At 69.7% G+C, this 24,872-nt stretch carries 20 protein-coding genes; 10 read left to right on the top strand and 10 right to left on the bottom strand.

What is annotated here, in order from left to right; genetic code table 11:
* Nucleotides 1–19: 19 nt before the first annotated feature.
* The gene (locus tag AB5J53_RS24165) at nt 20–1,114 is read right to left on the bottom strand and encodes a metallophosphoesterase (RefSeq protein WP_369247744.1); all 1,095 of its coding nucleotides are present in this window, start codon (nt 1,112–1,114) and stop codon (nt 20–22) included.
* 202 nt (nt 1,115–1,316) lie between these two features.
* Nucleotides 1,317–2,429, bottom strand: coding sequence for a LacI family DNA-binding transcriptional regulator (locus tag AB5J53_RS24160; protein WP_369247743.1), 1,113 nt, complete (start codon nt 2,427–2,429; stop codon nt 1,317–1,319).
* A 498-nt stretch (nt 2,430–2,927) separates the two neighbouring features.
* On the opposite strand from AB5J53_RS24160, the gene hisC reads away from it, so the two are divergent.
* Nucleotides 2,928–4,007, top strand: a complete 1,080-nt coding sequence (hisC, locus tag AB5J53_RS24155) for a histidinol-phosphate transaminase (RefSeq protein ID WP_369247742.1) — start codon at nt 2,928–2,930, stop codon at nt 4,005–4,007.
* Here the strand turns inward: hisC and AB5J53_RS24150 are convergent.
* Entirely contained in the window at nt 4,004–4,378 is a 375-nt protein-coding gene (locus tag AB5J53_RS24150) for a cyclophilin-like fold protein (RefSeq protein ID WP_369247741.1), read from the bottom strand. The two genes, hisC and AB5J53_RS24150, sit on opposite strands and share 4 nt — an antisense overlap.
* A 249-nt stretch (nt 4,379–4,627) precedes the next feature.
* On the opposite strand from AB5J53_RS24150, the gene AB5J53_RS24145 reads away from it, so the two are divergent.
* The 4 genes from AB5J53_RS24145 (at nt 4,628) to AB5J53_RS24130 (ending at nt 12,533) form a co-directional block, all read left to right on the top strand.
* A complete protein-coding gene (locus AB5J53_RS24145) occupies nt 4,628–6,136 on the top strand; it encodes a cytochrome ubiquinol oxidase subunit I (protein WP_369247740.1) in 1,509 nt (502 codons plus the stop codon).
* Nucleotides 6,137–6,156: 20 nt separating this feature from the next.
* Nucleotides 6,157–7,164 carry a cytochrome d ubiquinol oxidase subunit II gene (cydB, locus tag AB5J53_RS24140; protein ID WP_369247739.1) on the top strand — a complete coding sequence of 336 codons (1,008 nt, stop codon included), beginning with the start codon at nt 6,157–6,159 and terminating at the stop codon, nt 7,162–7,164.
* Nucleotides 7,165–7,281: 117 nt separating this feature from the next.
* Nucleotides 7,282–10,782: a thiol reductant ABC exporter subunit CydD gene (cydD, locus tag AB5J53_RS24135; protein ID WP_369247738.1), complete on the top strand. Its 3,501-nt coding sequence runs from the start codon at nt 7,282–7,284 to the stop codon at nt 10,780–10,782.
* Between the two features lie 41 nt (nt 10,783–10,823).
* Nucleotides 10,824–12,533, top strand: a complete 1,710-nt coding sequence (locus AB5J53_RS24130; RefSeq protein WP_369247737.1) for a GAF domain-containing sensor histidine kinase — start codon at nt 10,824–10,826, stop codon at nt 12,531–12,533.
* A 745-nt stretch (nt 12,534–13,278) separates the two neighbouring features.
* Here the strand turns inward: AB5J53_RS24130 and AB5J53_RS24125 are convergent.
* From AB5J53_RS24125 to AB5J53_RS24095, 7 genes are all read right to left on the bottom strand, one after another.
* Complete coding sequence (locus AB5J53_RS24125; protein ID WP_369247736.1) at nt 13,279–14,166, bottom strand: Cof-type HAD-IIB family hydrolase; 888 nt, start codon at nt 14,164–14,166, stop codon at nt 13,279–13,281.
* Between the two features lie 163 nt (nt 14,167–14,329).
* Entirely contained in the window at nt 14,330–15,232 is a 903-nt protein-coding gene (locus tag AB5J53_RS24120) for an LLM class flavin-dependent oxidoreductase (protein ID WP_369247735.1), read from the bottom strand.
* A 92-nt stretch (nt 15,233–15,324) separates the two neighbouring features.
* Nucleotides 15,325–15,873 (bottom strand): RNA 2'-phosphotransferase, encoded by a 549-nt coding sequence (locus tag AB5J53_RS24115; RefSeq protein ID WP_369252432.1) that lies wholly within the window; start codon nt 15,871–15,873, stop codon nt 15,325–15,327.
* Between the two features lie 134 nt (nt 15,874–16,007).
* A complete protein-coding gene (locus tag AB5J53_RS24110) occupies nt 16,008–16,952 on the bottom strand; it encodes a MerR family transcriptional regulator (protein WP_369247734.1) in 945 nt (314 codons plus the stop codon).
* Nucleotides 16,953–16,986: 34 nt separating this feature from the next.
* Nucleotides 16,987–17,892, bottom strand: coding sequence for a metal-dependent hydrolase (locus AB5J53_RS24105; protein ID WP_369252430.1), 906 nt, complete (start codon nt 17,890–17,892; stop codon nt 16,987–16,989).
* A 32-nt stretch (nt 17,893–17,924) separates the two neighbouring features.
* Nucleotides 17,925–19,685, bottom strand: coding sequence for an SDR family oxidoreductase (locus AB5J53_RS24100; RefSeq protein ID WP_369247733.1), 1,761 nt, complete (start codon nt 19,683–19,685; stop codon nt 17,925–17,927).
* Nucleotides 19,682–20,524, bottom strand: coding sequence for a M24 family metallopeptidase (locus tag AB5J53_RS24095; protein WP_369247732.1), 843 nt, complete (start codon nt 20,522–20,524; stop codon nt 19,682–19,684). Before AB5J53_RS24095 ends, AB5J53_RS24100 begins: the two co-directional genes overlap by 4 nt.
* A 281-nt stretch (nt 20,525–20,805) precedes the next feature.
* Here AB5J53_RS24095 and AB5J53_RS24090 point away from each other — a divergent pair, with 281 nt between their 5' ends.
* The 5 genes from AB5J53_RS24090 to AB5J53_RS24070 all read left to right on the top strand — a co-directional run bounded on the left by AB5J53_RS24090 (nt 20,806) and on the right by AB5J53_RS24070 (nt 24,692).
* Nucleotides 20,806–21,780, top strand: coding sequence for an ABC transporter ATP-binding protein (locus AB5J53_RS24090; RefSeq protein WP_369252428.1), 975 nt, complete (start codon nt 20,806–20,808; stop codon nt 21,778–21,780).
* Nucleotides 21,770–22,675 carry an ABC transporter permease gene (locus AB5J53_RS24085; RefSeq protein WP_369247731.1) on the top strand — a complete coding sequence of 302 codons (906 nt, stop codon included), beginning with the start codon at nt 21,770–21,772 and terminating at the stop codon, nt 22,673–22,675. The genes AB5J53_RS24090 and AB5J53_RS24085 overlap by 11 nt, the downstream gene beginning before the upstream one ends.
* Nucleotides 22,672–23,583 (top strand): ABC transporter ATP-binding protein, encoded by a 912-nt coding sequence (locus AB5J53_RS24080; protein ID WP_369247730.1) that lies wholly within the window; start codon nt 22,672–22,674, stop codon nt 23,581–23,583. Before AB5J53_RS24085 ends, AB5J53_RS24080 begins: the two co-directional genes overlap by 4 nt.
* Before the next feature lie 10 nt (nt 23,584–23,593).
* Complete coding sequence (locus tag AB5J53_RS24075) at nt 23,594–24,313, top strand: ABC transporter permease (RefSeq protein WP_369247729.1); 720 nt, start codon at nt 23,594–23,596, stop codon at nt 24,311–24,313.
* Between the two features lie 130 nt (nt 24,314–24,443).
* The gene (locus AB5J53_RS24070) at nt 24,444–24,692 is read left to right on the top strand and encodes a hypothetical protein (protein ID WP_369247728.1); all 249 of its coding nucleotides are present in this window, start codon (nt 24,444–24,446) and stop codon (nt 24,690–24,692) included.
* Nucleotides 24,693–24,872 lie beyond the last annotated feature (180 nt).

Here is a 24,872-nt window from a genome sequence, read left to right as displayed (position 1 = left end):
ACGCCTGCCCGATGAACGCTCAGGTATCCAGGGGCAATTGCTGGACCAGCAGCTTTCCGGCCATGGTCACGCCGCCGTCCATCGCGATGGCCAGCCCGTCGGCGTACAGATGCGGCCCCTCGACCACCGGGCCCGCGCCGTCCTCGTCGTCCTCCGAGCCGACCTCCCCCAGGAGATACGGAATGGGGCTGTGACCATGGACGATGCGGGCGCCGCCGTACGCTCCCAGCAGTTCGCGGACGGCCTCGGCGCCCCCGTCGTCGCGGAAGGCGAAGCGCTTGGTGAACTTGCGAAAGAGGTCCCAGCACTCGTCCGCGTCGTTGCGGGTGAGTGTCTCGCGGACGGTGTCGTTGACCGCTTCGATGGAGTCGCCGTAGTCGAGGTAGGCGGTGGTGTCGGAGTGCACCAGGAGGTGTCCGTCGACCAGTTCCATGGCGTCGAGGCGGGCCATCCACTGCAAGTGGTGGTCCTGCAGGCGGTCCATGTCGGTCTTCTGGCCGCCGTTGAGAAGCCAGGCCGCCTGGAAGGTGGCGGTGCCCGCCCCGGAGTTGACGGGGGTGTCGCCGAATCGCTTGGCGCCGAGCAGGAGCAGCTCGTGGTTGCCCATGAGCGCCTTGCAGTAGCCGCCGGCCGCGGCAGCCTCGGCGGACAGCCGCATCACGAGGTCGATCACGCCGATGCCGTCCGGGCCGCGGTCGGTGAAGTCGCCGAGGAACCACAGACGCGCGGTCCCGGCGGACCAGTTGCCCGCGGCGTCGATGAGGCCCTGCTCCTGGAGCGCGGCGACCAGCTGGTCGAGATAGCCGTGCACGTCACCGACGACGTACAGCGGACCGGGCCCGTCGATCGGCTGCGGGGCGGCCACGGCGGCGGGGTCAACAGCGACCTGAAGCGTGTCACCCCGGTTGATGACGGGCAGATCGCGCTGGGTGGGGGTGTACGCCTCCGAAGAGTCCGCCGAGTAGGCAGGGGACTCCTCGGCGGGTCTGGTGCCCCCACCGGGGGGCGTGCTCTGCGCATACGGACCGGTCTCATGGACGTACGCGGGCACCCGGAAGTCGCGCAACGTCGCCGTCCGCACCGCCTCGGGTCCCTGACCGGCCCCCTGAGTCATCGACCCCTCCACCACCATCGCGCCGCATCTGCACCGGATCGGACTGCCTGGTCGCAGCGGCCCGCGGTGTCGTGCGCCCATCATAGGAATGCGGATCGCGCCATGTGATGACCCAGGGGTGGTGAATCGGAGGAGGAGACCGGTTCACCGCGGTTTTCGCCCGAATTGGGCGGGGCTTTCCCCGCCCTTTCTGCACCGGGCGTCAACCCTCCTCGGGTGATCGGGGCGGGCTGACTGTCGTACGGGGCGGACGGCGTTCGGAAGACGTCCGCACGATCAGCTCCGTCGGTATCACCTGCTCGACCGGTTGGTCCGATTCGACCCCCTCGATGGCGTCGATGAGGAGCTGGACCACGGCTGTGCCGATCCTGCGCGGTTTGAGGGAGAGCGTCGTGATGGGCGGCTCGGTGTTGGCGTAGACGGTGGACTCGCTGCAGCAGACCAGCAGCAGGTCGTCCGGTACGCGCAGGCCGTAGCGCCGGGCCGCGGCGAGCAGGTCGGTGCCGTTCGGGTCGAAGAGACCGTAGACGGCGTCAGGGCGGTCTGGCCGGGCGAGGAGCCGGTCGGCGGCGACGGCTCCCGCGCACGGATCGTGCGCGGGGTAGGCCTCGTACACCGGATCCTGGCCCACTCGTTCGCACCAGCGCAGGTATGCGGTGGTGGAGAGGTGGGTGTACGTGTCGGTGGTGGTGCCGGTGAGGAGGCCGATCCGGCGGGCGCCGGCGGCGGCCAGGTGGTCGAGGATGCCCAGGACCGCGGCCTCGTGGTCGTTGTCCACCCAGGCGGTGACCGGGAGCGAGCCGGCCGGGCGGCCGTCGGAGACGACCGGTAATCCCTGCCGGACCAGCTCGCTGACGACCGGGTCCTGGTCGGACGGGTCGATGACCACGGTTCCGTCCAGGGCGACGTTCGACCACACGTCGTGGCGCGAGGTCGCGGGGAGGATGACCAGGGCGTAGCCCCGGGCGAGCGCGGCCGAAGTGGCGGCTCTGGCCATCTCCGCGAAGTACGCGAACTCCGTGAAGGTGAAAGGTTCATCCCCGTACGTCGTCACGGTCAGGCCGATGAGGCCCGACTTGCCGGTACGGAGGGTTCGGGCCGCGGCCGACGGGCGATAACCCAGTCGGTCGGCGACCTCGCGGACGTGGCGTCGGGTGGCGTCCGGGAGCCGGCCCTTGCCGTTGAGGGCATCTGACACAGTCGTGATGGAGACCCCTGCGGCCGCAGCCACGTCTCTGATACCCGCCCGGCCCGGTCGACCGCCTCGGCGGGAGGTCTCCGCCCGGCTCACCTGGTGCTTCCCTGCTGCTGTCATGGCGAGCCGATAGTAGGGCTCATGCGGTGGGGTAGTGCGGACGCATATGCACTCGTTGACAGGCACGTTTCTGCATGGTCGAAGACGGTCAACGTCCTTGGAAATAAAGGCAGTTGAAGGATTCTACGGTAGTACGTGACTTGTCGGCACGCATGGGCCTGCCAAGTGGGCCATGTTTCGAAGAGGTCTCAACTCACCTTCACGAGGGATGCGCGCTACGGCGTGAGCCACCGGCGCGTGCGCGGCCGGATGGCGCGCCCCCCAATTCGTACGCCTTCGTACGAGGATGACCGTCGGGCGGTACGAGGATGATCACCGGGACGTACGAGGATCACCGCCGGGCCGCACGTGAGTGATCGCTGGGGCGCGGCCGGTATCGGCCCGGTTGCCGTTCGGTTGTCCACAGGCCATTCGCAGCGGCGCCGAATCCTCATAAGGTGAGAAGCATTGGTAGCCGGTGGTGGTCATGAGCCGCTGGTGGTCACGAGGAGGACTGCGGTGAGCGAGACGAGCCCCAAGCTGCGTGCCGAGCTGGAGGGTATCCCCACCTACAAGCCCGGCAAGCCTGCCGCGGCCGCCGGTCCGGTGGCGTACAAGTTGTCCTCCAACGAGAACCCGTATCCGCCGCTGCCCGGTGTGATCGAGAGCGTGACCGCCGCGACCGGATCCTTCAACCGCTACCCGGACATGGCGTGCACCGGGCTGATGAGCGAGCTGTCGGACCGTTTCGGCGTCCCCCTCGCACATCTGGCGACCGGCACCGGCTCGGTCGGGGTCGCCCAGCAGCTGCTGCAGGCCACGAGCGGCCCCGGCGACGAGGTCATCTACGCCTGGCGGTCCTTCGAGGCGTACCCGATCATCACGCAGATCAGCGGGGCGACCTCGGTGAAGGTGCCGCTGACGCCGGGCGAGGTGCACGACCTCGACGCGATGGCGGACGCGATCACCGACCGGACCCGGCTGATCTTCGTCTGCAACCCCAACAACCCGACGGGCACCGTGGTGCGCCGGGCCGAGCTGGAGCGCTTCCTCGACCGAGTGCCCAGTGATGTGCTGGTCGTGCTGGACGAGGCGTACCGCGAGTTCATCCGTGACGTCGAGGTGCCGGACGGCGTGGCGATCTACCGCGACCGGCCCAACGTCTGCGTGCTGCGCACCTTCTCCAAGGCGTATGGGCTCGCCGGTCTCCGCGTCGGCTTCGCGATCGCCCATGAGCCGATCGCCGCCGCGCTGCGCAAGACGGCGGTGCCCTTCGGCGTGAGCCAGCTGGCCCAGGACGCCGCGGTCGCGAGCCTGCGCGCCGAGGACGAGCTGCTCGGCCGGGTCGGCTCGCTGGTCTGCGAGCGCCAGCGCGTGGTCGAGACGCTGCACGGTCAGGGCTGGACGGTGCCCGAGACGCAGGCCAACTTCGTGTGGCTGCGACTGGGGGAGCGCACGCTCGACTTCGCCGCCCACTGCGAGCAGGCCGGGGTCGTCGTACGCCCCTTCGCCGGCGAGGGCGTCCGGGTGACGATCGGCGAGACCGAGGCGAACGACATCTTCCTGAAGGCGACGGAGACGTTCCGCAAGGAGCTCTAGTCCGCCACGAGTTCTACGCGTACCGGGTCGCCGTCCCGCACGGTGGCGAGCGTGCGGGGGTCCCCGTCGAGGTGGCCGAGGACGTTGCACGGGCTGGCGAGGCGGCACTCGTCGCCCCGCGAGATCGGTGTGGGTCCGTAGGGGAGCGCGAGGGCGTCGCCGTCGGTCCAGAAGGCCACTGTGCCGGACTCGACGACCTGTTGGGCGCTCTCCTCGAGGGCGACGGAGACGCCCGTGTCGAAGTAGACCTCCTCGCCCCAGGTGCGGGCGGTGGAGGCGAGCGGCAGCGCCTTGGCGAGGGCCTGGGCGGTCGGGGTGTCGTCGAGGGTCGCGGTGAGATGCCCCGCGGGCCAGGAGATCCGTATCTGCATGCCGCGAATTCAACAAGATGTTGAAGTTCTTGCCAAGGGGTTCGCCCGGTCTCTCTCTGGAGACAGTCGCGCCCGGGACCCGTCGGGCCACGCTTAGGCACCCCCGCCCGTCAACCCTCGAACGGCCATGCGTCATAATTGCTTGTGAATGTGAACGCGTTCACAAACGTGTCCCGGTTGCTCCCGTGATGTACGTGACAAAGGGGGCAAACTGCCGCTGTACCACGGCGACGTAAGGAGACTGACGACGTGGAATTGGCTTTGGCGCCGGAGACTCTGGCGCGATGGCAGTTCGGTATCACCACCGTCTACCACTTCCTCTTCGTCCCCCTGACGATCTCGCTCGCCGCGCTCACCGCCGGCCTGCAGACGGCCTGGGTGCGCACGGAGAAGGAGAAGTACCTCAGGGCCACCAAGTTCTGGGGCAAGCTCTTCCTGATCAACATCGCGATGGGTGTGGTCACCGGCATCGTGCAGGAGTTCCAGTTCGGCATGAACTGGTCGGACTACTCGCGGTTCGTCGGTGACATCTTCGGTGCCCCGCTCGCCTTCGAGGCCCTGATCGCCTTCTTCTTCGAGTCGACCTTCATCGGCCTGTGGATCTTCGGCTGGGACAAGCTGCCCAAGAAGATCCACCTGGCCTGCATCTGGATGGTCTCGATCGGCACGGTCCTGTCGGCGTACTTCATCCTCGCGGCCAACTCGTGGATGCAGCACCCCGTCGGCTACAAGATCAACAAGGTGAAGGGGCGTGCCGAACTCACCGACTTCTGGCACGTGCTGACCCAGAACACCGCCCTGGCCCAGGCGTTCCACACGCTCTCCGCGTCCTTCCTGACCGGCGGCGCCTTCATGGTCGGTATCGCCGCCTTCCACCTGGTCCGCAAGAAGCACATCCCCGTGATGAAGACCTCGCTGCGGCTGGGGCTGGTCACTGTCGTCATTGCCGGCCTGCTCACCGCGATCAGCGGTGACACCCTCGGCAAGGTCATGTTCAAGCAGCAGCCGATGAAGATGGCCGCCGCCGAGGCGCTGTGGGACGGCCAGGACTCCGCGCCGTTCTCGGTCTTCGCGTACGGGGACGTCAGCAAGGGGCACAACACCGTCGAGCTGTCCATCCCCGGAATACTCTCGTTCCTCGCCGACGACGACTTCAGCTCGTACGTCCCCGGCATCAACGACACCAACAAGGCCGAGCAGGCGAAGTTCGGTCCCGGCGACTACCGGCCCATCATTCCCGTCACCTTCTGGGCATTCCGCTGGATGATCGGCTTCGGCATGGCGTCCTTCGCCATCGGCCTGGTCGGACTCTGGCTGACCCGCAAGAAGTTCATGCTGCCGCAGCACTTGAGGGTCGGTGACGACGAAGTGCCGCATCTCGTGCTCTTCAAGAACAAGGCGCTCGGCCCGAAGCTCACCAAGTGGTACTGGCTCATCACGATCTGGACCCTTGGCTTCCCGCTGATCGCCAACTCCTGGGGCTGGATCTTCACCGAGATGGGCCGCCAGCCGTGGGTCGTCTACGGCGTGCTGCAGACCCGGCACGCGGTCTCCCCCGGCGTCTCGCAGGGTGAGGTCCTCACGTCGATGATCGTCTTCACGGCGCTCTACGCGATCCTCGCCGTCATCGAGGTCAAGCTGCTCGTGAAGTACGTCAAGGCCGGACCGCCCGAGCTCACCGAGGCCGACCTCAACCCGCCCACCAAGATCGGCGGCGACTCCCGTGACGCCGACAAGCCGATGGCCTTCTCCTACTAGGCCCAGGGAGCTGCTGAGTCATGGAACTTCACGACGTCTGGTTCGTACTCATCGCGGTCCTCTGGACCGGCTACTTCTTCCTGGAGGGCTTCGACTTCGGAGTCGGCATCCTCACCAAGTTGCTGGCCCGGGACCGTACGGAGAAGCGGGTGCTGATCAACACGATCGGTCCCGTCTGGGACGGCAATGAGGTGTGGCTGCTCTCGGCGGGCGGTGCGACCTTCGCCGCCTTCCCCGAGTGGTACGCCACGCTCTTCTCCGGCTTCTATCTGCCACTGCTGATCATCCTGGTCTGCCTGATCGTGCGCGGTGTCGCCTTCGAGTACCGGGCGAAGCGGCCCGAGGAGAACTGGCAGCGCAACTGGGAGACCGCGATCTTCTGGACGTCGCTGATCCCGGCATTCCTGTGGGGTGTGGCCTTCGGCAACATCGTGCGCGGAGTGAAGATCAACCAGAACTTCGAGTACGTCGGCAACGTCTGGGACCTGCTCAACCCGTACGCGCTCCTCGGCGGCCTGGTCACACTGACGCTGTTCACCTTCCATGGGACGGTGTTCGTCGGGCTCAAGACCGTCGGGGACATCCGGGAGCGAGCACGGAAGCTGGCGCTGCAACTCGGGCTGGCGACAGCAGTGTTGGCGCTGATCTTCCTGCTCTGGACCCAGGTCGAAAACGGCGACGGCACGTCGCTGGTCGCGCTGGTCGTCGCGGTGGTCGCGCTGGTCGCGGCGCTCGTGGCGGTCAACGGCAGCCGTGAGGGCTGGGCGTTCACGCTGTCCGGGATCACCATCGTGGCCGCTGTCGCGATGCTCTTCCTGACGCTCTTCCCGAACGTCATGCCGTCCTCGCTCAACGACGACTGGAGCCTGACGGTCACCAACGCGTCGTCGAGCCCGTACACCCTGAAGATCATGACCTGGTGCGCGGGGATCGCCACGCCGATCGTTCTGCTGTACCAGTCGTGGACGTACTGGGTGTTCCGCAAGCGGATCGGCACGCATCACATCGCCCCGGATGTGGCGCACTGAGTCCGCTGGGCCGAGGGTGCGCGCTGCGCACTGAGGTCCGCTGAATCGCAGGGCATGTTTCACGTGAAACGGTCGTTTCACGTGAAACACGCCGGATGAGTCAAGGGTGTGTTTCACGTGAAACCGATCGATCCGCGTCTGCTTCGGTACGCCCGCGCCACTCGCCTCTTTCTCGCGGCCATCGTTGGGCTAGGGGTTGCTGGGGCGGCCCTGGTCATTGCTCAGGCGATGCTCATTGCCGAAGTCGTGGTCGGCGCCTTCCAGCACGGTCTTTCGGCCGGCGAACTCCGTACGCCGCTGGTGCTGCTGGCGATGGTCGCGATCGGACGCGCGGTCATCTCCTGGCTCACCGAGCTTGCCGCGCACCGGGCGAGCGCGGCGGTCAAGTCGGAGTTGCGGGGGCGGCTGCTGGAGCGGGCCGCGCTGCTCGGCCCCGGGTGGCTGAGCGGGCAGCGGACGGGCTCGCTGGTGTCCCTCGCCACGCGCGGAGTTGACGCACTCGACGACTACTTCTCGCGCTATCTGCCCCAGCTGGGGCTCGCGGTGGTGGTTCCGGTGGCCGTCCTCGCCCGGGTCGTCACCGAGGACTGGGTGTCGGCGGCGATCATCGTCGGCACGCTGCCGTTGATCCCGCTCTTCATGATTCTGATCGGCTGGGCCACGCGGACCCAGATGGACCGGCAGTGGCGGTTGCTGTCCCGTCTTTCGGGGCACTTCCTCGATGTCGTAGCGGGACTGCCCACGCTCAAGGTGTTCGGGCGGGCCAAGGCGCAGGCCGAGTCGATCCGGAAGATCACCGGCGAGTACCGGCAGGCGACCATGCGGACGCTGCGGATCGCCTTCCTGTCCTCCTTCGCGCTGGAACTGCTCGCCACCATCTCGGTCGCGCTGGTCGCGGTGACCATCGGGATGCGGCTCGTGCACGGCGAGATGGATCTGTACGTGGGGCTCGTCATCCTCGTCCTCGCGCCCGAGGCGTATCTGCCGCTGCGGCAGGTGGGGGCGCAGTATCACGCCGCCGCCGAGGGGCTCGCGGCGGCCGAGGAAATCTTCTCCGTGCTGGAAGCCCCGGTGCCGACCTCCGGCTCGCTGCACGCGCCGACGGGGAAGATCGGCTTCGAGGGTGTGAGCGTGCGGTACCCGGGGCGCTCCGGTGCCGCGGTCTCGGACGTCTCCTTCGCGGTCGAGCCCGGTGAGACGGTGGCGCTGGTCGGGCCGAGCGGCGTGGGCAAGTCGACCCTGCTGAACGTCCTGCTGGGTTTCGTGAAGCCCGCCGCGGGCCGCGTACGGGTCGGGGGAGTCGATCTTGCCGAGGCCGACCTGGCGGAGTGGCGCTCACAGGTGGCCTGGGTGCCGCAGCGACCCCACCTCTACGCCGGGTCCATCGCCGAGAACGTACGGCTGGCGCGGCCCGACGCGGACGACGCGGCGCTGCGCCGGGCGCTCGTCGACGCGGGTGCGGCCGGCTTCGTCGACGCGCTGCCCGACGGGGTCGACACGGTCCTCGGCGAGGACGGTGCCGGGCTGTCGGCCGGCCAGCGCCAACGCCTCGCCCTCGCCCGGGCGTTCCTCGCGGACCGGCCCGTGATGCTCCTCGACGAGCCGACGGCCTCGTTGGACGGAGCGACGGAGGCGGAGGTCGTGGAGGCGGTACGGCGGCTCGCCGTGGGGCGGACGGTGCTGCTGGTGGTGCACCGGCCGGCGTTGCTGGGGGTGGCGGACCGGGTGGTGCGACTGGAACTCAGGGTGCCCGACGAGGTGTCCAGCCCTTCCGAACCCGGCCCCACCCAGCCGCTCCGGCCGTCGGCCGAGCCGGAAGGCGTGCCCCTGACCGAGGGGGAAGAGCCTCCTCCGGCTCCGCGGCAGCGCGGCGGCGTGCTCGCCCGAGTCCGGGCCATGGCTGCTCCCCGGCGCGGGCCGCTCGCGCTCGCTCTGCTCCTCGGCAGCCTCGCGCTCGGCAGTGCCGTCGGCCTGATGGCCACCTCCGGGTGGCTCATTTCGCGGGCGTCCCAGCAGCCGCCGGTGCTGTATCTGATGGTGGCCGTGACGGCCACGCGGGCGTTCGGGATCGGCCGGGCCGTGTTCCGGTACGCGGAGCGGCTCGTGTCGCACGACGCGGTGCTGCGGATGCTGGCCGACGCCCGGGTCGCCGTGTACCGGCGCCTCGAACGCCTCGCGCCCGCGGGGCTGCGGACGACCCGGCGCGGCGATCTGCTGTCGCGGCTCGTCGCCGACGTGGACGCGATGCAGGACTACTGGCTGCGGTGGCTGCTGCCCGCGGGTGCCGCGGTCGTGGTGTCCGCCGCCTCCGTCGGCTTCACGGCCTGGCTGCTGCCCGAGGCCGGTGCCGCACTCGCCGCCGGACTGCTGGCGGCCGGGGTCGGCGTCCCGCTCGTCACCGGCGCCGTGGCGCGCCGCGCCGAGCGGCGGCTGGCTCCCGCGCGCGGCGTCCTGGCGACCCGGGTGACCGACCTGCTCACGGGAACGGCCGAGTTGACCGTCGCGGGCGCCCTGCCCGCCCGTACCGCCGAGACACGGCGGGCCGACACGGTACTCACCCGCATCGCCTCCCGGGCCGCCACCGCGACCGCGCTCGGCGACGGGCTCACGGCACTCGCGTCCGGGCTGACCGTCGCGGCCACCGCCCTCGTGGGCGCCCAGGCGGTCGCCGCGGGACGGCTGGGCGGCGTGGCGATGGCCGTCGTGGTCCTCACCCCGCTGGCCGCGTTCGAGGCCGTCATGGGGCTGCCACTCGCCGTGCAGTACCGGCAGCGGGTGCGCAAGAGCGCGGAGCGCGTGTACGAGGTGCTGGACGCCCCCGATCCCGTACGCGAACCGGAGTTTCCGCAGTCGGCCCCCGCCTCGCCGTTCCCGCTGCGTGTGCAAGGGCTCCGGGCCCGTCACACCGGACAGGACCGGGACGCGCTCGCCGGGCTCGACCTGACCCTCGAACAGGGCCGCAGGATCGCCGTCGTCGGCGCCTCCGGGTCCGGCAAGACCACGCTGGCACAGGTGCTGCTGCGATTCCTGGACGCGGGCGCCGGGTCGTACACGCTGGGCGGTGTGGACGCGTACGCGATGGACGGAGACGCCGTACGCCGCCTGGTCGGGCTCTGCGCCCAGGACGCCCACCTCTTCGACAGCACGGTCCGCGAGAACCTGCTGCTGGCCCGGAAGGAGGCGCCCGAGGCCGAGCTGCGCGACGCGCTCGCGCGGGCCCGGCTCCTCGACTGGGCGGACGGGCTGCCCGACGGGCTCGACACGCTGATCGGGGAGCACGGGGCCCGGCTGTCCGGCGGCCAGCGCCAGCGGCTCGCACTGGCCCGGGCATTGCTCGCCGACTTCCCCGTCCTCGTCCTCGACGAGCCCGCGGAACACCTCGACCTGCCGACGGCCGACGCCCTCACGGAGGATCTGCTGGCCGCGACCGAGGGCCGTACGACGCTGCTGATCACGCACCGGCTGGCCGGGCTCGACGCGGTGGACGAGGTGATCGTGCTCGCGCAGGGGCGTGTGGTCCAGCGAGGCGCGTACGCGGAGCTGGCGGCTGTCGCAGGTCCGCTGCGGGAGATGGTGGAGCGTGAGGCGGCGGGGGATCTGCTGGTCCAGGCTGCATAGTCCGACTTTCCCTGGCAAATAGGACTAACTACGCTCAAGGCATGTCAGTAGCTCCTGCCTCGCCCGACCCGGTCGGCAGTCCGGACGCGGCGACTCGGACGACCCGGGGCCTGCACGGGCTGTCCACCGAGGTGACCGCGCGGGTGCCGCAGCTGCTGGAGGCGATGCGGTCGGTCGGGACGGGGCTGGAACTGCACTCCACGCTGAACCGGATCTGCGAGACGGCGGCCGAGCTGGCAGACGCCCGGTACGCGGCCGTCGGGGTCGTGGCGGAGGACGGGAAGGGCATAGCAGACCTGGTCTACCACGGGGTCGACGAGGGGACCGCCCGGCTGATCGGGCGGCTGCCCGACGGGCACAAGGGTCTGCTCGGGGCGCTCATCCACGATCCGGAGCCGGTGCAGCTCGCGAACGTGGCCGACGATCCGCGCTCCTGCGGATTCCCCGAGCACCATCCGCCGATGCGGAGCTTCCTCGGGGTTCCGATCCGGGTGCATGGGGAGATCTTCGGGAATCTCTACCTGACCGAGAAGCGCGGCGGCGGCCCGTTCAACGACGACGACCTCAACATGGTCCGGGTGCTGGCAGCGGAGGCGGGTATCGCCATCGGCAACGCCCGCCTGTACGAGGCCGCCCACCAGCGCGAGCGCTGGATCGACGGCTCGGTGGCCGTCACGAGGGCGCTGTTGTCGGGCAGCGATGCCGAGGACGCCCTTCAGGTTGTCGCCGAACAGGCCCGTCGGCTCTCCGGCTCAGCGGCCGGGATCGTGCTGCTTCCCGCGGAGGAGGGCGGCCTGGAGATCGTCGCCGTCGCATCGGAACGCCGGTCGAAGGCGCTCGGCTTCGTGATCCCGCCGGAGAGCGAGGTCGTCGCCGAACTCCTCGACGGAGAGCCGGTGTTCGTCGAGGACGCGACCACCGACGCGCGCATGCTCACAGATCTCGCGCGCGACTACGGGCCGGTCATGATGCTGCCGCTGCAGAGCGACGGCCGACTGCTCGGAGCCCTCGTCCTGCCGCGCGCCCAAGGAGAGCGTTCGTTCACGGAGGCCGAGCGCACCCTGGCCGCGCAGTTCGCCTCCCAGGCCGCGCTCGCGCTGATGATGGCCGAGGCCCAACGGGACCGGGAGCGGCTCGCGGTGTACGAGGACCGCGACCGGATCGCCCGTGACCTGCACGACCTCGTCATCCAGCGGCTGTTCGCGACGGGAATGCTGCTGGAGAGCGCGCAGCGGCGGTCGGTCGTGCCCGAGGTTCAGGAGGGCGTCGGCAAGGCGGTCGACGAACTCGACGTCACCATCCAGGAGATCCGCACCGCCATCTTCGCGCTCCGCCAGGGCCCCGCCGAAGTGCCGTCCGGGCTGCGCACTCGCGTGCTGCGCGAGATCAACATGGCCGCAGTACCTCTCGGTTTCAAGCCGGGCCACCGCTTCATCGGCCCCGTCGACACGGTGGTCGGCGAACTCGCCGGCAAGAACCTCATCGCCGCCCTGCGCGAGGCCCTCTCCAATGCCTTCCGGCACTCAGGGGCCTCCCGCATCGACGTCGTCGTCGACGCGACCGTCCAACTGCCGGACGGGCGGCAGGCCGTACGGCTCACTGTCGCGGACGACGGCGTCGGCATCCCCGACGGCGGCCGGCGCAGCGGTCTGCGGAACCTCAAGCGGCGCGCCGAGTCCCTGGGCGGCGACAGCTGGTACGGGCCGGGGATCGGCGGCGGCACGACGGTGGTGTGGCAGGCGCCCCACTGAGTCCCTGGGGTCCCCGAGTCGCCCAAATTGCCCAAGTCGCGCGGGTCCCCCAAGTCCGCCGAGTGGCGTGGCCGACGCGCCGAGGCCAGGCACCTGTTCGGCCCAGCCGAGTGACCCATCCATGGCCACCGGTCCCCAGGGGTACGACATGAACAAGACCGTGCCCGACGGCGCGCGACACGATCGCCGTCATGCGCTCATCCCGCCGCCGTCCGCTGCTCGTATCGGTGCTGTTGTGCGCGCTCGCGTCCTCGCGGCCCGGCCCACCGCGGCCGTGGCGAGGACCCCGGCATCGGCGCCCAGTAGGGCGGCTGTACGCGGACGTCTCCGTGGCGACGCGGCAGTACGAGGCGGGACGGCGGGAGGCCGAGGCGCAGCGGACCAAGGCGCGGCGGGCCGAGCAACTCCTCGCGCGTGAGCGGCGGGAGGTCGTGGCACGGCGCGAGGACCTGGGCCGGATCGCGCGCGAACAGTACCGGCAGGGCGGCGACCTCCCATACACCGCGGAGATTCTGCTCGCGGGCAGCCCCTGGACCCTGTGCTATGGCCCGCGGAGCACAGGGTGGACGTCCAGCGGTCGGTGGGCGGGGTCGCCCAGTAAGAGGCGCGCTCCTGGAGACCGCCCCCTACGTTCCTGGAGACCGCCTCTTACAAGCACCGCCTTCCGCACCAGCACCCCAGCAGGCACTCCTGCACGAGCACCAGCGGCAGCTACTCCCGTACAAGCACCCGGCAGCCCCTGCTCCTACAACCGCTCCGCGAGTATCCGCTCGATCACGACCGCCACCCCGTCGTCGTTGTTGGCGACCGTGCGCCCGGAGGCCGCCGCGATCACCTCGGGGTGGGCGTTGCCCATGGCGTACGACTGGCCGGCCCAGGTGAGCATCTCGACGTCGTTCGGCATGTCACCGAAGGCGACGACCTCCTCGTGGGAGATGCCGCGTTCGGCGCAGCACAGTGCGAGGGTGCTGGCCTTGGAGACGCCGGGGCCGCTGATCTCAAGGAGCGCGCTGGGGCTGGAGCGGGTGACGTTGGCCCGGTCGAGGATGGCGTGACGGGCGACGGTGAGGAAGTCGTCCGGGTCCATCTCGGGGTGGTACGCGAGCACCTTGAGCACCGGCTGATCGGCGTCCAGGGCGTCCTCGGAGAGGAGCTTCTCGGCGGGCGCGACGGTCTCCGGGGGCTCCATGTGCAGCGAGGGGTAGCCCGGTTCGAGATGCAGGCCGTACGTCCGTTCGACGGCGCACACGGTGCCGGGTGCGGCGGCGCGCAGCGATTGGACGACGCGGAGCGCGATGTCGGGCGCCAACTCCCGGATCTTGACGAAGCGGTGGGCGCCGGGGCCGCCGTGCAGGTCGACCACGGCGGCGCCGTTGCCGCAGATCGCCAGGCCGTGCCCGTGGACATGGTCGCTGACGACGTCCATCCAGCGGGCCGGGCGGCCGGTGACGAAGAAGACCTCGACGCCCGCCTCCTCGGCGGCGGCGAGCGCGGCGATCGTGCGCTCGGACACCGACTTGTCGTCGCGCAACAGGGTGCCGTCGAGATCCGTGGCGATCAGCCGCGGCGGAACGGTGGAGGCCGGGGTCTCGGGCCGTCGAGTCGCTGAGGTCACGGGCCCATTCTCCCGCATATGCGCGCACGGCCGTGCGGCGGTCCGCACACTTGAGTGGTTACCGTCCTCACCAGCACCGTTACACCCCGTCGAACCAGAGACTGCTGGGCCGAACACTCAGGACGGCTCGGCCATGGGCTCAGGACAGCTGTACCGGATCTCGGGTGAGCCGTGCCGTATCTCAAGGCAGCTGTGCCAACGCATCCATGGCGATGCGCTCGAAGACCTTCACATCGGCCGCGAAATCCGAGTCGGGGATCGGCCAGTGGATCACGATGTCGGTGAAGCCCAGCTCCGCGTGCCTGCCCGCGAAATCAACGAATGCGTCCAGGGACTCCAGCGGACGGCCGCGGTCCGGGGTGAAGCCGGTGAGCAGGATCTTGTCGAGCTCGTTCGCGTCCCGGCCGATCGCGGCGCATGCGTCGGCCAGCTTGTCGGCCTGCTCGCGAATGGCCTGAACCGACTGGGCGGGGGTGCCCGTTTCGTACAGCTTCGGGTCGCCGGTCGTCACCCACGCCTGCCCGTACTGAGCTGCGAGCTTCAGTCCACGCGGACCGGTGGCGGCCACCGCGAATGGCAGCCGGGGGCGCTGGACACAGCCAGGGATGTTGCGCGCCTCGTGCGCCGAGTAGTAGTCACCGCCGTACGAAACGGAGTCCTCGGTGAGCAGCCGGTCGAGCAGCGGCACGAACTCGCCGAAGCGGTTGGCGCGCTCGCGCGGGGTCCATGGGTCCTGGCCGAGCGCGGTGGCGTCGAAGCCGGTGCCGCCCGCGCCGATGCCCAGGGTGATCCGGCCGTTCGAGACGTCGTCGAGGGAGATCAGTTCCTTGGCGAGGGTCACCGGGTGCCGGAAGTTCGGCGAGGTCACGAGCGTGCCGAGGCGGAGGCGCTCGGTGACGGTGGCCGCGGCGGTCAGCGTCGGGACCGCCCCGAACCAGGGGCCGTCGCGGAAGGTCCGCCACGACAGATGGTCGTACGTGAACGCGGTGTGGAAGCCGAGCTGCTCCGCACGCTGCCAGGCGGAACGCCCGCCCTCGTGCCAGCGGACGTACGGCAGGATCACGGTGCTCAGACGCAGACTCATGCATCGAGCGTAAGGGGAGCCGCGGAGTGGTCGCGGCCACCGCGTGATCACCCGCGCTGCCTGCCTGTGATCACCCCCTCTTGCCTGCCCGGTCAGTGCGCCGAGGGAAACCGCAGGTACTGCGGGGGTACGGCCTGGGTGAGCCAGACTCCGTTCGCGCTGACCCGGAAGACATGGCCGTCGCGGTGCATGGCGGCGGCGTCCACGCAGAGCACGACCGGCCGGCCGCGGCGGGCGCCGACGCGGGTCGCGGTCTCCCGGTCCGGCGAGAGGTGCACGTCGTGCCGGTTCATGGGCCGCAGGCCCTCGGCGCGGATCGCGTCCAGGTTGCGGGCCACGGTCCCGTGGTAGAGGTACGCGGGCGGGGTCGCCGGGGGCAGTCCGAGGTCGACCTCGACGGAGTGGCCCTGGCTTGCGCGGATCCGGGTCCCCTCGATCGCGAAGCGCCGCTTGTCGTTGTGCGCCACTACATGATCGAGCTCCTCGCGCGTGAACCGGAATCCGTGCGCGGCCGCCGCGGCCATCAGCGTCTCGATCTCGACCCAGCCGCCCTCGCCGAGCGTGAGCCCGATCCGCTCGGGCTGGTGCCGCAGATGCTTCGAGAGGTACTTCGACACCTTGACGGTGCGTCTTTCATCCATCTGTTCGTTCATCTCTCCAGCGTGCCTGGCGAGAGACGGATCACGCATTTGATTTTGATTCGGAGGTTTGATCCACAGCCAAGTCCTGTTATCCACAGGGGAATTGGCGATTCTGTGGACAACTCGCAGGCGATTTATGCTGTTTCGTCAATCTTGCTGGTATTGCTGTGGTTTGAGGTGAGACGGTCCAAGGTCCGGGCCTGTACTTCCCGTTCAGCGGCGGCCGTGATGAAGACTGCCACCTGCTCCGCGCCAACCAGCCGCTCCACAGCCCGCATTGTGTCCAGAGGAATCTCCACGGTATGCGTCTCGTCCCTGCGCTCCATCGGTTGCCCCGCGCCAAGGTGATGATGCAGGTACCGGTTGGCGAACAGCCGCATGGCACGGGCCAGTTCGGCGTCGACCGTCTGCTGCGCGAGCGGTCGCAGCCGTCGTACGAGCGAGGCCGCTTCGGCCGCGTCCGCGTCGGTCGGCGGGTGCTCCCCCAGATACCGCGCGAAGACGTGCTCGGTCGTGAACTCCAGGAAACGGGAGGCGATGTGCTCGACCTGGCCCCTCAACTCCCGCAAATGACCGGAGATCGCGGACAGCGGAACGCCCGCCGCGTGCAACTCGGCGGCTACGGCCAGCTCTTGAGGGCTCGGGACGAGGAAGGAGTCCTCGTCGCCGGGAATCGGCTCCAGCACGCCGAGCTCCACGGCGTCGGCGACCGCGGCGTCGTCCGGGCTGCCGCCGAACCGCTCGTCGAGCTCGGCCCGCGAGATCCGGGCGGCCTCCTCGTCGGTCCAGGGCCCGTCGACCTCCGCGACCAGGCCAAGGATGCCGCCGAGGCCCCGGCCCGTGTCCCAGGCCTCCAGGAGCTCCTTGATGGAGGCCAGCGTGTAGCCGCGGTCGAGGAGATCGGCGATCTGCCGCAGCCGGGCCAGATGGGCGTCCGCGTACACGTTGGCGCGGCCGCGCCGCTCCGGGCGGGGGAGCAGCCCGCGGTCCTGATAGGCGCGGATCGTCCGGACCGTGGCACCGCTGTGGTGTGCCAGATCCTCGATCCGGTAGGCGACACCGACCGATTCGTCGTTCACGCTTCCTGCCCTCCTGCAGCGTCGGGCGACATCGCTACGCGATCGCCGCCCGACCGATCGCCCCCGCTGCCGACCGCGCCGCCGGCGACTGCGCCAGATACTCCACGGCCCTGCGCAGTGATCCCTCCTGCGACGGATGGTACGACCGCCGCAGATAGCGGGGTATGGCCGCGCCGAGTTCCTTCCAGGTGGGCAACAGCCCCTTGCGTACGGCCCTGTTGTGGGCGGCGAGCGAGTAGCGCGGGCGGCCGGCGACCTGGGGGTCGTGGCGCAGCAGATAGGCGGCGCCCCACGCCCACAGGTACAGCATCATGGGCGCGGTGACCGCCATGCCCGCGATCCGGCGCGCGTAGCGTGGCAGGCCCGCGCCGCCGCAGTGCTGGTACATGTCGAAGGCGACCGCGCGGTGCTCGACCTCCTCCGCGCCGTGCCAGCGCAGCAGATCGAGCATGACCTCGTCGGCGTCGGCGAGGTCCAGGCCCTCGGCCGCCAATACCCAGTCGCCGAGCACCGCCGTGAACTGCTCGATCGCCGCGATCACCGACAGCCGGAAGCGCAGCCACTCCTGGGCCGGTATCGGCGCCCCCAGGGGCGGCTTCTCGCCCAGCAGCCTCTCGAAGAGGAAGTCGACGTACTTCGTGAAGTCCGCGGTCTCGAGGTGCTGCGCCGCGAGGTGGTCGAGGACGTACGCGTGCTGCACGCTGTGCGTCGCCTCCTGGCCCATGAATCCCTTGACGTCCTTGAGGAGTTCGGGGTCGCCGACGAGCGGCAGCGCCTCCTTGAAGACCTTCACGAACCACCGCTCCCCCGCGGGCAGCAGCAGATGCAGCACGTTGATGACGTGGGTGGCGGTGGGCTCGTCCGGTATCCAGTGGAGCGGGGTCTCCTCCCAGTCGAAGGACACGCGCCTCGGGTTGATCGTGTAGTGGCCGTCGCCCAAGGAGGCGCCCGTCGAGTCACTCGGCGTCTCGCTCACAACGGTGGCTCCAATCGCGCGATCGCGCGCAGCGCCTTCGGCGTGAAGCGCGACATGAGGTGGGCGCCGCGTGCCTCCGGGGTGACCGGCACGACCGCCTGGTTGCGGACCACCGCGCGCAGGATCGCGTCGGCCACCTTCTCCGGCGGGTAGTTGCGCAGCCCGTACAGCCGCGCCGACTTCTTCTGGCGCCGCTTCTCCTCCAGGGCGTCGACCCCGGCGAAGCGCGCGGTCGAGGTGATGTTCGTGTTGACGAAGCCCGGGCAGATCGCCGAGACGCCGATGCCTTGCCCCGCCAGCTCCGCGCGCAGGCACTCGCTGAGCATCAGGACGGCCGCCTTGGAGGTGCTGTAGGCGGGCAGCGCCTTGGAGGGCTGGTACGCCGCCGCCGACGCGGTGTTGACGATGTGGCCGCCCTGACCGCGCTCGGCCATCTGCTTCCCGAAGAGCCGGCAGCCGTGGATCACGCCCCACAGATTGACGTCGAGGACCTTCTTCCAGTCCTCGGCGGTCGTGTCGAAGAAGGACCCCGACAGGCCGATCCCGGCGTTGTTCACCAGCACGTCCACCACGCCGTACTCGGTGGCGACCTTCTCGGCGAGCTTCTCCATGGCCTGCTCGTCGGAGACGTCGACCGTCTCGGCCCAGGCTTCGGGGGAGCCGATCAACCGGGACATCTCCGCGGTGCGAGCCGCGCTCTCGGCGTCCCGGTCGACGGCGATCACACGCGCGCCGGCCTCGGCGAACGCGAAGGCGGTGGCCCGTCCGATACCGCTGCCCGCTCCGGTGACCAGCACCAGCTGCCCGCCGAAGCGGTCCGCGTACTTGCCGGTGGCCACAATGTCCTGCAGGGGCACTCCGTCCTCGTTGGCGTGGACGAACTCAGTGATCCAGGCGGCGAGCTGATCCGGGCGTGTGCGCGGAATCCAGTGCTTGGCCGGGAGCGTACGGCGCACCAGCTGTGGGGCCCACTGCTCCAGCTCGTCGTAGAGCCGCTCGGAGAGAAACGCGTCGCCCAGGGGCGTGACGAGCTGCACGGGCGCGTGCGCGTACGCGTCCTCGCGCGGCCGGTTCAGCCGGGCCCGTACGTTGTCCCGGTACAGCCAGGCGCCGTGCGCCGCGTCGGTCGGCAGCGACGGGGTCGGGTAGTCGCCCGCGGGCACCTTCTCGACCCGCTGGAGGATCTTCGGCCACTGCTTGCCGAGGGGGCCGCGCCAGGCCAGCTCGGGCAGGAAGGGCGTGTGCAGCAGGTACACGTACCAGGACTTGGCGCCCTGGCCCAGGAGCTGGCCGACCTTGCGCGGGGTCGGCCGCTTCATACGCTGCTTGATCCAGTGCCCGAAGTGGTCCAGGGACGGCCCGGACATCGACGTGAAGGACGCGATCCGGCCCTCGGTGCGCTGGACGGTGACGAACTCCCACGACTGCACCGAACCCCAGTCGTGCCCCACCAGGTGCACCGGCTTGTCGGGGCTGACCGCGTCCACGACGGCCAGGAAGTCGTCGGTCAGCTTCTCCAGGGTGAACCCGCCGCGCAGCGGCTGCGGCGCCGTCGACCTGCCGTGTCCCCGTACGTCGTACAGCACGACATGGAAGTGGCCGGCAAGGCGCTTCGCGACCTCGGACCACACCTCCTTGGAGTCCGGATAGCCGTGCACGAGCACCACCGTGGGCTGCGTCTCGTCGCCCAACTCGGCTACGCACAGCTCGACTCCGCCCGTCCGTACCCAGCGCTCGCGCGCGCCTTCGAGACTCACTTGTCCTCCGCCCAGCGCCGCACATGCGGCAGATCGTCGTCCAGCCAGAACGCGCTCGCCTCAGGGTCCTTGGAGTCGGTGACGACCAGGATCTCCTCGAACTTCGCGCCCGTACCCCGGAAGCCGAGGTGCGGTTCGACCGCCCACAGTCCCGGCTGGGGCGGATGGTCGGAGAACCTGTACGGCGACCACAGCGGCGACCAGCCGTCGCGGTGCCCGTGGATCGCGTCGCTCGCCAGCCCCTTCAGGGACTGGGTGCCGAACCCGAACAGATGCGGCGACCAGGGGCGTTCCTTCACGCGGTCCACCTTGTGGGCGATCACGCCGAAGGGATACGCGCGGTGGCGGTTCGCATAGCCCTGGCGGACCATGAGCCGGTCCACGTCCTCGTAGATCTCGCGCAGCGGCCGCCGCTCGCGCACCTCGCGCAGGATCAGCTCGCGGTGCGCCTCCAGGTCGGCGAGCAGCTTGTCCTGCACGGGGTTCAGCCCGAGCGAGCCCGAGTAACCGATGTCCGCCGTAAAGCCCTTGAGGACCGGGGCCATGTCGAGGATGAACGGCATCCCCGGCTCCAGGCGGCGGTTGGTGGGGAAGAACTGCAGCGGGATCCGGAAGTTCACGAACGCCGTGCGGTCCCCGAACCAGGCGAAGGGCAGATGGAACCAGTCCCGCACCCCGCGCTCGCGCAGCCACTCGCGCTGCATGCGTGCCGCCTCGCGCTCGGTCACGCCGGGCCTCAGCTGCGCGGCCACGGCCTCCGCGCACTCGTACGCGAGACGCTGGACCTCTCTGAACCCCCGCAGTTCCGCGGAGAGTTCGCCTGCCACTGCCGTCGTCATGCCACCGCCCCACCCTGTGTCCACGCTGACTGCGGTACGTGCTCGTAACTTGACACTGGTGAATGTGACAGTTGTTAGAGGCTGCGTCAATAGACCCGCATGACGCCTGTGGACAACCGAGCCGATGTGGATGAGGCGACCGAACCGACGTGGATGAACCGCGGCCGGTTGTTCGACCTCAGGGGGACCCCTACGGGCCCGTACGACTGGAGAGGGACACCGATACAGCTCCCTGGTCTGACGACCGCTGTGGCGTGCGCCACTACCTTCGAAGCGTGACTGTGATCGCGACCGAAAGCCTGAGCAAGCGGTTCCCCAGGGTGACCGCTCTTGACCGGCTCTCCGTGGACGTCGGGCCCGGTGTGACCGGACTCGTCGGAGCCAATGGAGCCGGCAAGTCCACACTGATCAAGATCCTGCTGGGTCTGTCCCCCGCCACCGAGGGCCGCGCACAAGTGCTCGGCCTCGACGTCGCCACCGAGGGCGGCGCCATCCGTGAGCGCGTCGGGTACATGCCGGAGCACGACTGCCTGCCGCCCGACGTCTCGGCCACCGAGTTCGTCGTCCACATGGCGCGCATGGCCGGGCTCCCGCCTGCCGCGGCCCGCGAGCGCACCGCGGACACGCTGCGCCACGTCGGCCTGTACGAGGAGCGCTACCGCCCCATCGGCGGCTACTCGACGGGCATGAAGCAACGCGTGAAGCTTGCGCAGGCCCTGGTCCACGACCCCCAGCTGGTCTTCCTGGACGAGCCGACCAACGGCCTCGACCCGGTCGGCCGCGACGAGATGCTCGGCCTGATCCGCCGCATCCACACCGACTTCGGCATCTCGGTCCTGGTCACCTCGCACCTCCTGGGTGAACTGGAGCGCACCTGCGACCACGTCGTCGTCATCGACGGCGGCAAGCTGCTGCGCTCCAGCTCCACCACGGACTTCACCCAGACCACCACGACCCTCGCCATCGAGGTCACCGACACCGACGAGCACCCGGACGGCACCGGCGCGGTGCGCGACGTGCTCCACGCGCGCGGGATCGAGACCCACGACGGCAGTGGCCTGCCCGGCGCCGGACACATCCTCCTGCTCACCGCCGAAGGCGAAGAGATGTACGACCTCGTCCGCGACGTCGTCGCCGACCTCGGCCTCGGCCTGGTCCGGATGGAACAGCGCCGGCACCACATCGCGGAGGTCTTCAAGGACAGCGACGCGCAAAGCGAAGCACAGCGGAAGGAGGCCGTCGGTCATGGCAATTGAGCAGCCCCTCACCCAGCCCGGTGAGCAGACCCGTATCCACAACATCGGCTACCGCAACTACGACGGCCCGCGCCTGGGCCGCGCCTACGCCCGCCGCTCGCTGTACTCGCAGTCCCTGCGCGGCGCCTACGGACTCGGCCGCTCGGTCAAGTCCAAGGTGCTGCCGATGCTGCTCTTCGTGGTGATGTGCGTCCCCGCGCTGATCATGGTGGCGGTCGCGGTCGCCACCAAGGCGAAGGACCTGCCCGTCGACTACACGCGCTACGCGGTCATCATGCAGGCCGTCATCGGCCTGTACGTCGCCTCCCAGGGACCCCAGTCCGTCTCGCGCGACCTGCGCTTCAAGACCGTACCGCTGTACTTCTCGCGGCCCATCGAGACCGTCGACTACGTACGCGCCAAGTACGCGGCCCTGGCCTCGGCGCTGTTCGTCCTCACGGCAGCGCCGCTGATCGTGCTCTACGTAGGCGCGCTGCTGGCCAAGCTCGACTTCGCCGACCAGACGAAGGGATTCGGACAGGGGCTCGTCTCCGTGGCACTGCTGTCGCTCCTCTTCGCAGGCATCGGCCTGGTCATCTCGGCGGTCACGCCGCGCCGCGGCTTCGGTATCGCGGCCGTCATCGCCGCCCTGACCATCTCCTACGGAGCGGTCTCCACCGTCCAGGCCATCGCCTTCGATCAGTCCAGTACGGGAGCCGTCCCGTGGCTCGGCCTCTTCTCGCCGATCACGCTCATCGACGGAGTGCAGACGGCCTTCCTCGGCGCCACCTCCGCCTTCCCCGGAGGGGAAGGCCCCTCGTCCGGGCAGGGCGTCGTCTACCTCATCGTCGTCCTGGGTCTCATCGCGGGCTGCTACGGCCTGCTGATGCGCCGCTACCGAAAGGTCGGGCTGTGACCACGCTCAACATCGACCACGTCTCGCGCTGGTTCGGCAACGTGGTGGCGGTCAACGACATCACGATGACGATCGGCCCCGGCGTCACCGGCCTGCTGGGCCCGAACGGCGCCGGCAAGTCCACCCTGATCAACATGATGGGCGGCTTCCTCGCCCCCTCCACGGGCACCGTCACCCTCGACGGCCGGCAGGTCTGGCGCAACGAGCAGATCTACCGGCACATCGGCATCGTCCCCGAGCGCGAGGCGATGTACGACTTCCTCACGGGCCGCGAATTCGTCGTCGCCAACGCCGAGTTGCACGGCCTCGGCAAGAAGGCGGCCCAGAAGGCGCTCGCCACGGTCGAGATGGAGTACGCGCAGGACCGCAAGATCTCGACGTACTCCAAGGGCATGCGGCAGCGCGTGAAGATGGCGTCCGCGCTCGTCCACGACCCCTCCCTGCTGCTGCTCGACGAGCCCTTCAACGGCATGGATCCGCGCCAGCGCATGCAGCTCATGGATCTGTTGCGGCGCATGGGCGACGAGGGCCGCACGGTGCTGTTCTCGTCCCACATCCTCGAAGAGGTCGAGCAACTCGCGGCGCACATCGAGGTGATCGTCGCCGGACGGCACGCGGCGAGCGGCGACTTCCGGCGCATCCGCCGCCTGATGACCGACCGCCCGCACCGCTACCTCGTGCGCTCCAGTGACGACCGGACGCTGGCCGCCGCGCTGATCGCCGACCCGTCGACGTCCGGCATCGAGGTCGACCTGGCGGAGGGCGCGCTGCGCATCCAGGCGGTCGACTTCGGCCGCTTCACCGCCCTGCTCCCGCGCGTCGCGCGCGAGCACGGCATCCGGCTGCTCACGGTCTCGCCGTCAGACGAGTCCCTCGAGTCCGTCTTCTCGTATCTCGTCGCGGCGTAGGAGGCCCAAGATGTACGACCCCACAGTCGCCCGGCTCACCTATCGGGGCCTGCTCGGCCGCCGCCGGGCTCTCATCCTCGGCGCCCTGCCCGTTCTGCTCATCGTGATCTCGGCGGCCGTCCGCAGCTTCTCCGGAGCCGACGACCAGGTGGCCTCGGACGTACTCGGCGGATTCGCGCTCGCCACGATGGTCCCGATCATCGGCGTCATCGCCGGAACGGGCGCGATCGGGCCCGAGATCGACGACGGCTCGGTGGTGTATCTGCTCGCCAAGCCCCTGAGGCGGCCGACGATCATCTTCACCAAGCTGATCGTCGCGGTCGCCGTCACCATGGCCTTCTCGGCGGTGCCCACCTTTATCGCGGGCATGATCCTGAACGGCAACGGGCAGCAGATCGCCGTCGCCTACACCGTCGCCGCGCTGGTCGCCTCGATCGCGTACGCCGCGCTGTTCCTGCTCCTGGGGACGGTCACCCGGCACGCGGTGGTCTTCGGGCTCGTCTACGCGCTGGTCTGGGAGGCCCTCTTCGGGTCCCTGGTGTCCGGCGCGCGCACGCTGAGCGTCCAGCAGTGGGCGCTCGCGGTGGGACACAAGGTCACCGGCGGCGACCTCGTCACCTCGGACGTGGGCCTGCCGACCGCGACGGTGCTGCTGGCCGCGGTCACCGTGCTCGCCACCTGGTACGCCGGACAGCGGCTGCGGTCGCTGACGCTGGCGGGCGAGGAGTGAGCGGGGGCTCCACGCGCACGTGCCGGTCGTCGCCACGCACGCGCGCGTGGAGCCCCTCTTTCTTGACAGCGGCTTCACGTGTGTCGGGGCACACTGGGCAAACGGGGACGCACGGCCAGGAGGAACGGGGATGGCATCCGAGGAACCACGAGGTGACGGTCGCGAGCAGTCCGGGGACGTCGGGGACGCCTGGGACGAGCTCGTACTGGACGAGAACTTCATACGCTCCGCGGAGACGACCGAGCCGTCGGCCCGTGCGCGCATGCTCGCCGCCCGCTGGCGCGAGGGTGGACCCGATCCGCAGCCCTGGCGGTCCGACGAGCCGCCCGCGGGGTGGTTCTTCAGCAAGGGACGTCGGCGCAGGTGGCGCCGCCGGTGAACGCCTACGGAGGCGGCTTTTAATCAGTGGCGCCCAAGTGGGCGTACGGGCACAGTAGTTCTGTCCACGCCGCCGCATCGAGCCGGCGCCACGTTCTGGGAGAGGAGCGCGACGATGCCCATCAGTAGCAGTCCGTCGAGCTCCCGACAGGGCAGCCCGCAGCGGGTTCCGGAGTAGTTA

Source organism: Streptomyces sp. R41 (assembly GCF_041053055.1).
In the GTDB taxonomy this organism is placed as follows: domain Bacteria; phylum Actinomycetota; class Actinomycetes; order Streptomycetales; family Streptomycetaceae; genus Streptomyces.
Note: the sequence above shows the minus strand (reverse complement) of the source record. Positions and strands in the feature narration are given on the sequence as shown.

What these genes read in the sequence shown, in the direction of transcription:
- AB5J53_RS24165 (WP_369247744.1), bottom strand. Translation starts at nt 1,114, where the DNA reads ATGACTCAGGGGGCCGGTCAGGGACCCGAGGCGGTGCGGACGGCGACG.
- AB5J53_RS24160 (WP_369247743.1), bottom strand. Translation starts at nt 2,429, where the DNA reads ATGACAGCAGCAGGGAAGCACCAGGTGAGCCGGGCGGAGACCTCCCGC.
- AB5J53_RS24150 (WP_369247741.1), bottom strand. Translation starts at nt 4,378, where the DNA reads ATGCAGATACGGATCTCCTGGCCCGCGGGGCATCTCACCGCGACCCTC.
- cydB (WP_369247739.1), top strand. Translation starts at nt 6,157, where the DNA reads ATGGAACTTCACGACGTCTGGTTCGTACTCATCGCGGTCCTCTGGACC.
- AB5J53_RS24130 (WP_369247737.1), top strand. Translation starts at nt 10,824, where the DNA reads ATGTCAGTAGCTCCTGCCTCGCCCGACCCGGTCGGCAGTCCGGACGCG.
- AB5J53_RS24125 (WP_369247736.1), bottom strand. Translation starts at nt 14,166, where the DNA reads ATGCGGGAGAATGGGCCCGTGACCTCAGCGACTCGACGGCCCGAGACC.
- AB5J53_RS24120 (WP_369247735.1), bottom strand. Translation starts at nt 15,232, where the DNA reads ATGAGTCTGCGTCTGAGCACCGTGATCCTGCCGTACGTCCGCTGGCAC.
- AB5J53_RS24115 (WP_369252432.1), bottom strand. Translation starts at nt 15,873, where the DNA reads ATGGATGAAAGACGCACCGTCAAGGTGTCGAAGTACCTCTCGAAGCAT.
- AB5J53_RS24095 (WP_369247732.1), bottom strand. Translation starts at nt 20,524, where the DNA reads ATGACGACGGCAGTGGCAGGCGAACTCTCCGCGGAACTGCGGGGGTTC.
- AB5J53_RS24085 (WP_369247731.1), top strand. Translation starts at nt 21,770, where the DNA reads ATGGCAATTGAGCAGCCCCTCACCCAGCCCGGTGAGCAGACCCGTATC.
- AB5J53_RS24075 (WP_369247729.1), top strand. Translation starts at nt 23,594, where the DNA reads ATGTACGACCCCACAGTCGCCCGGCTCACCTATCGGGGCCTGCTCGGC.
- AB5J53_RS24070 (WP_369247728.1), top strand. Translation starts at nt 24,444, where the DNA reads ATGGCATCCGAGGAACCACGAGGTGACGGTCGCGAGCAGTCCGGGGAC.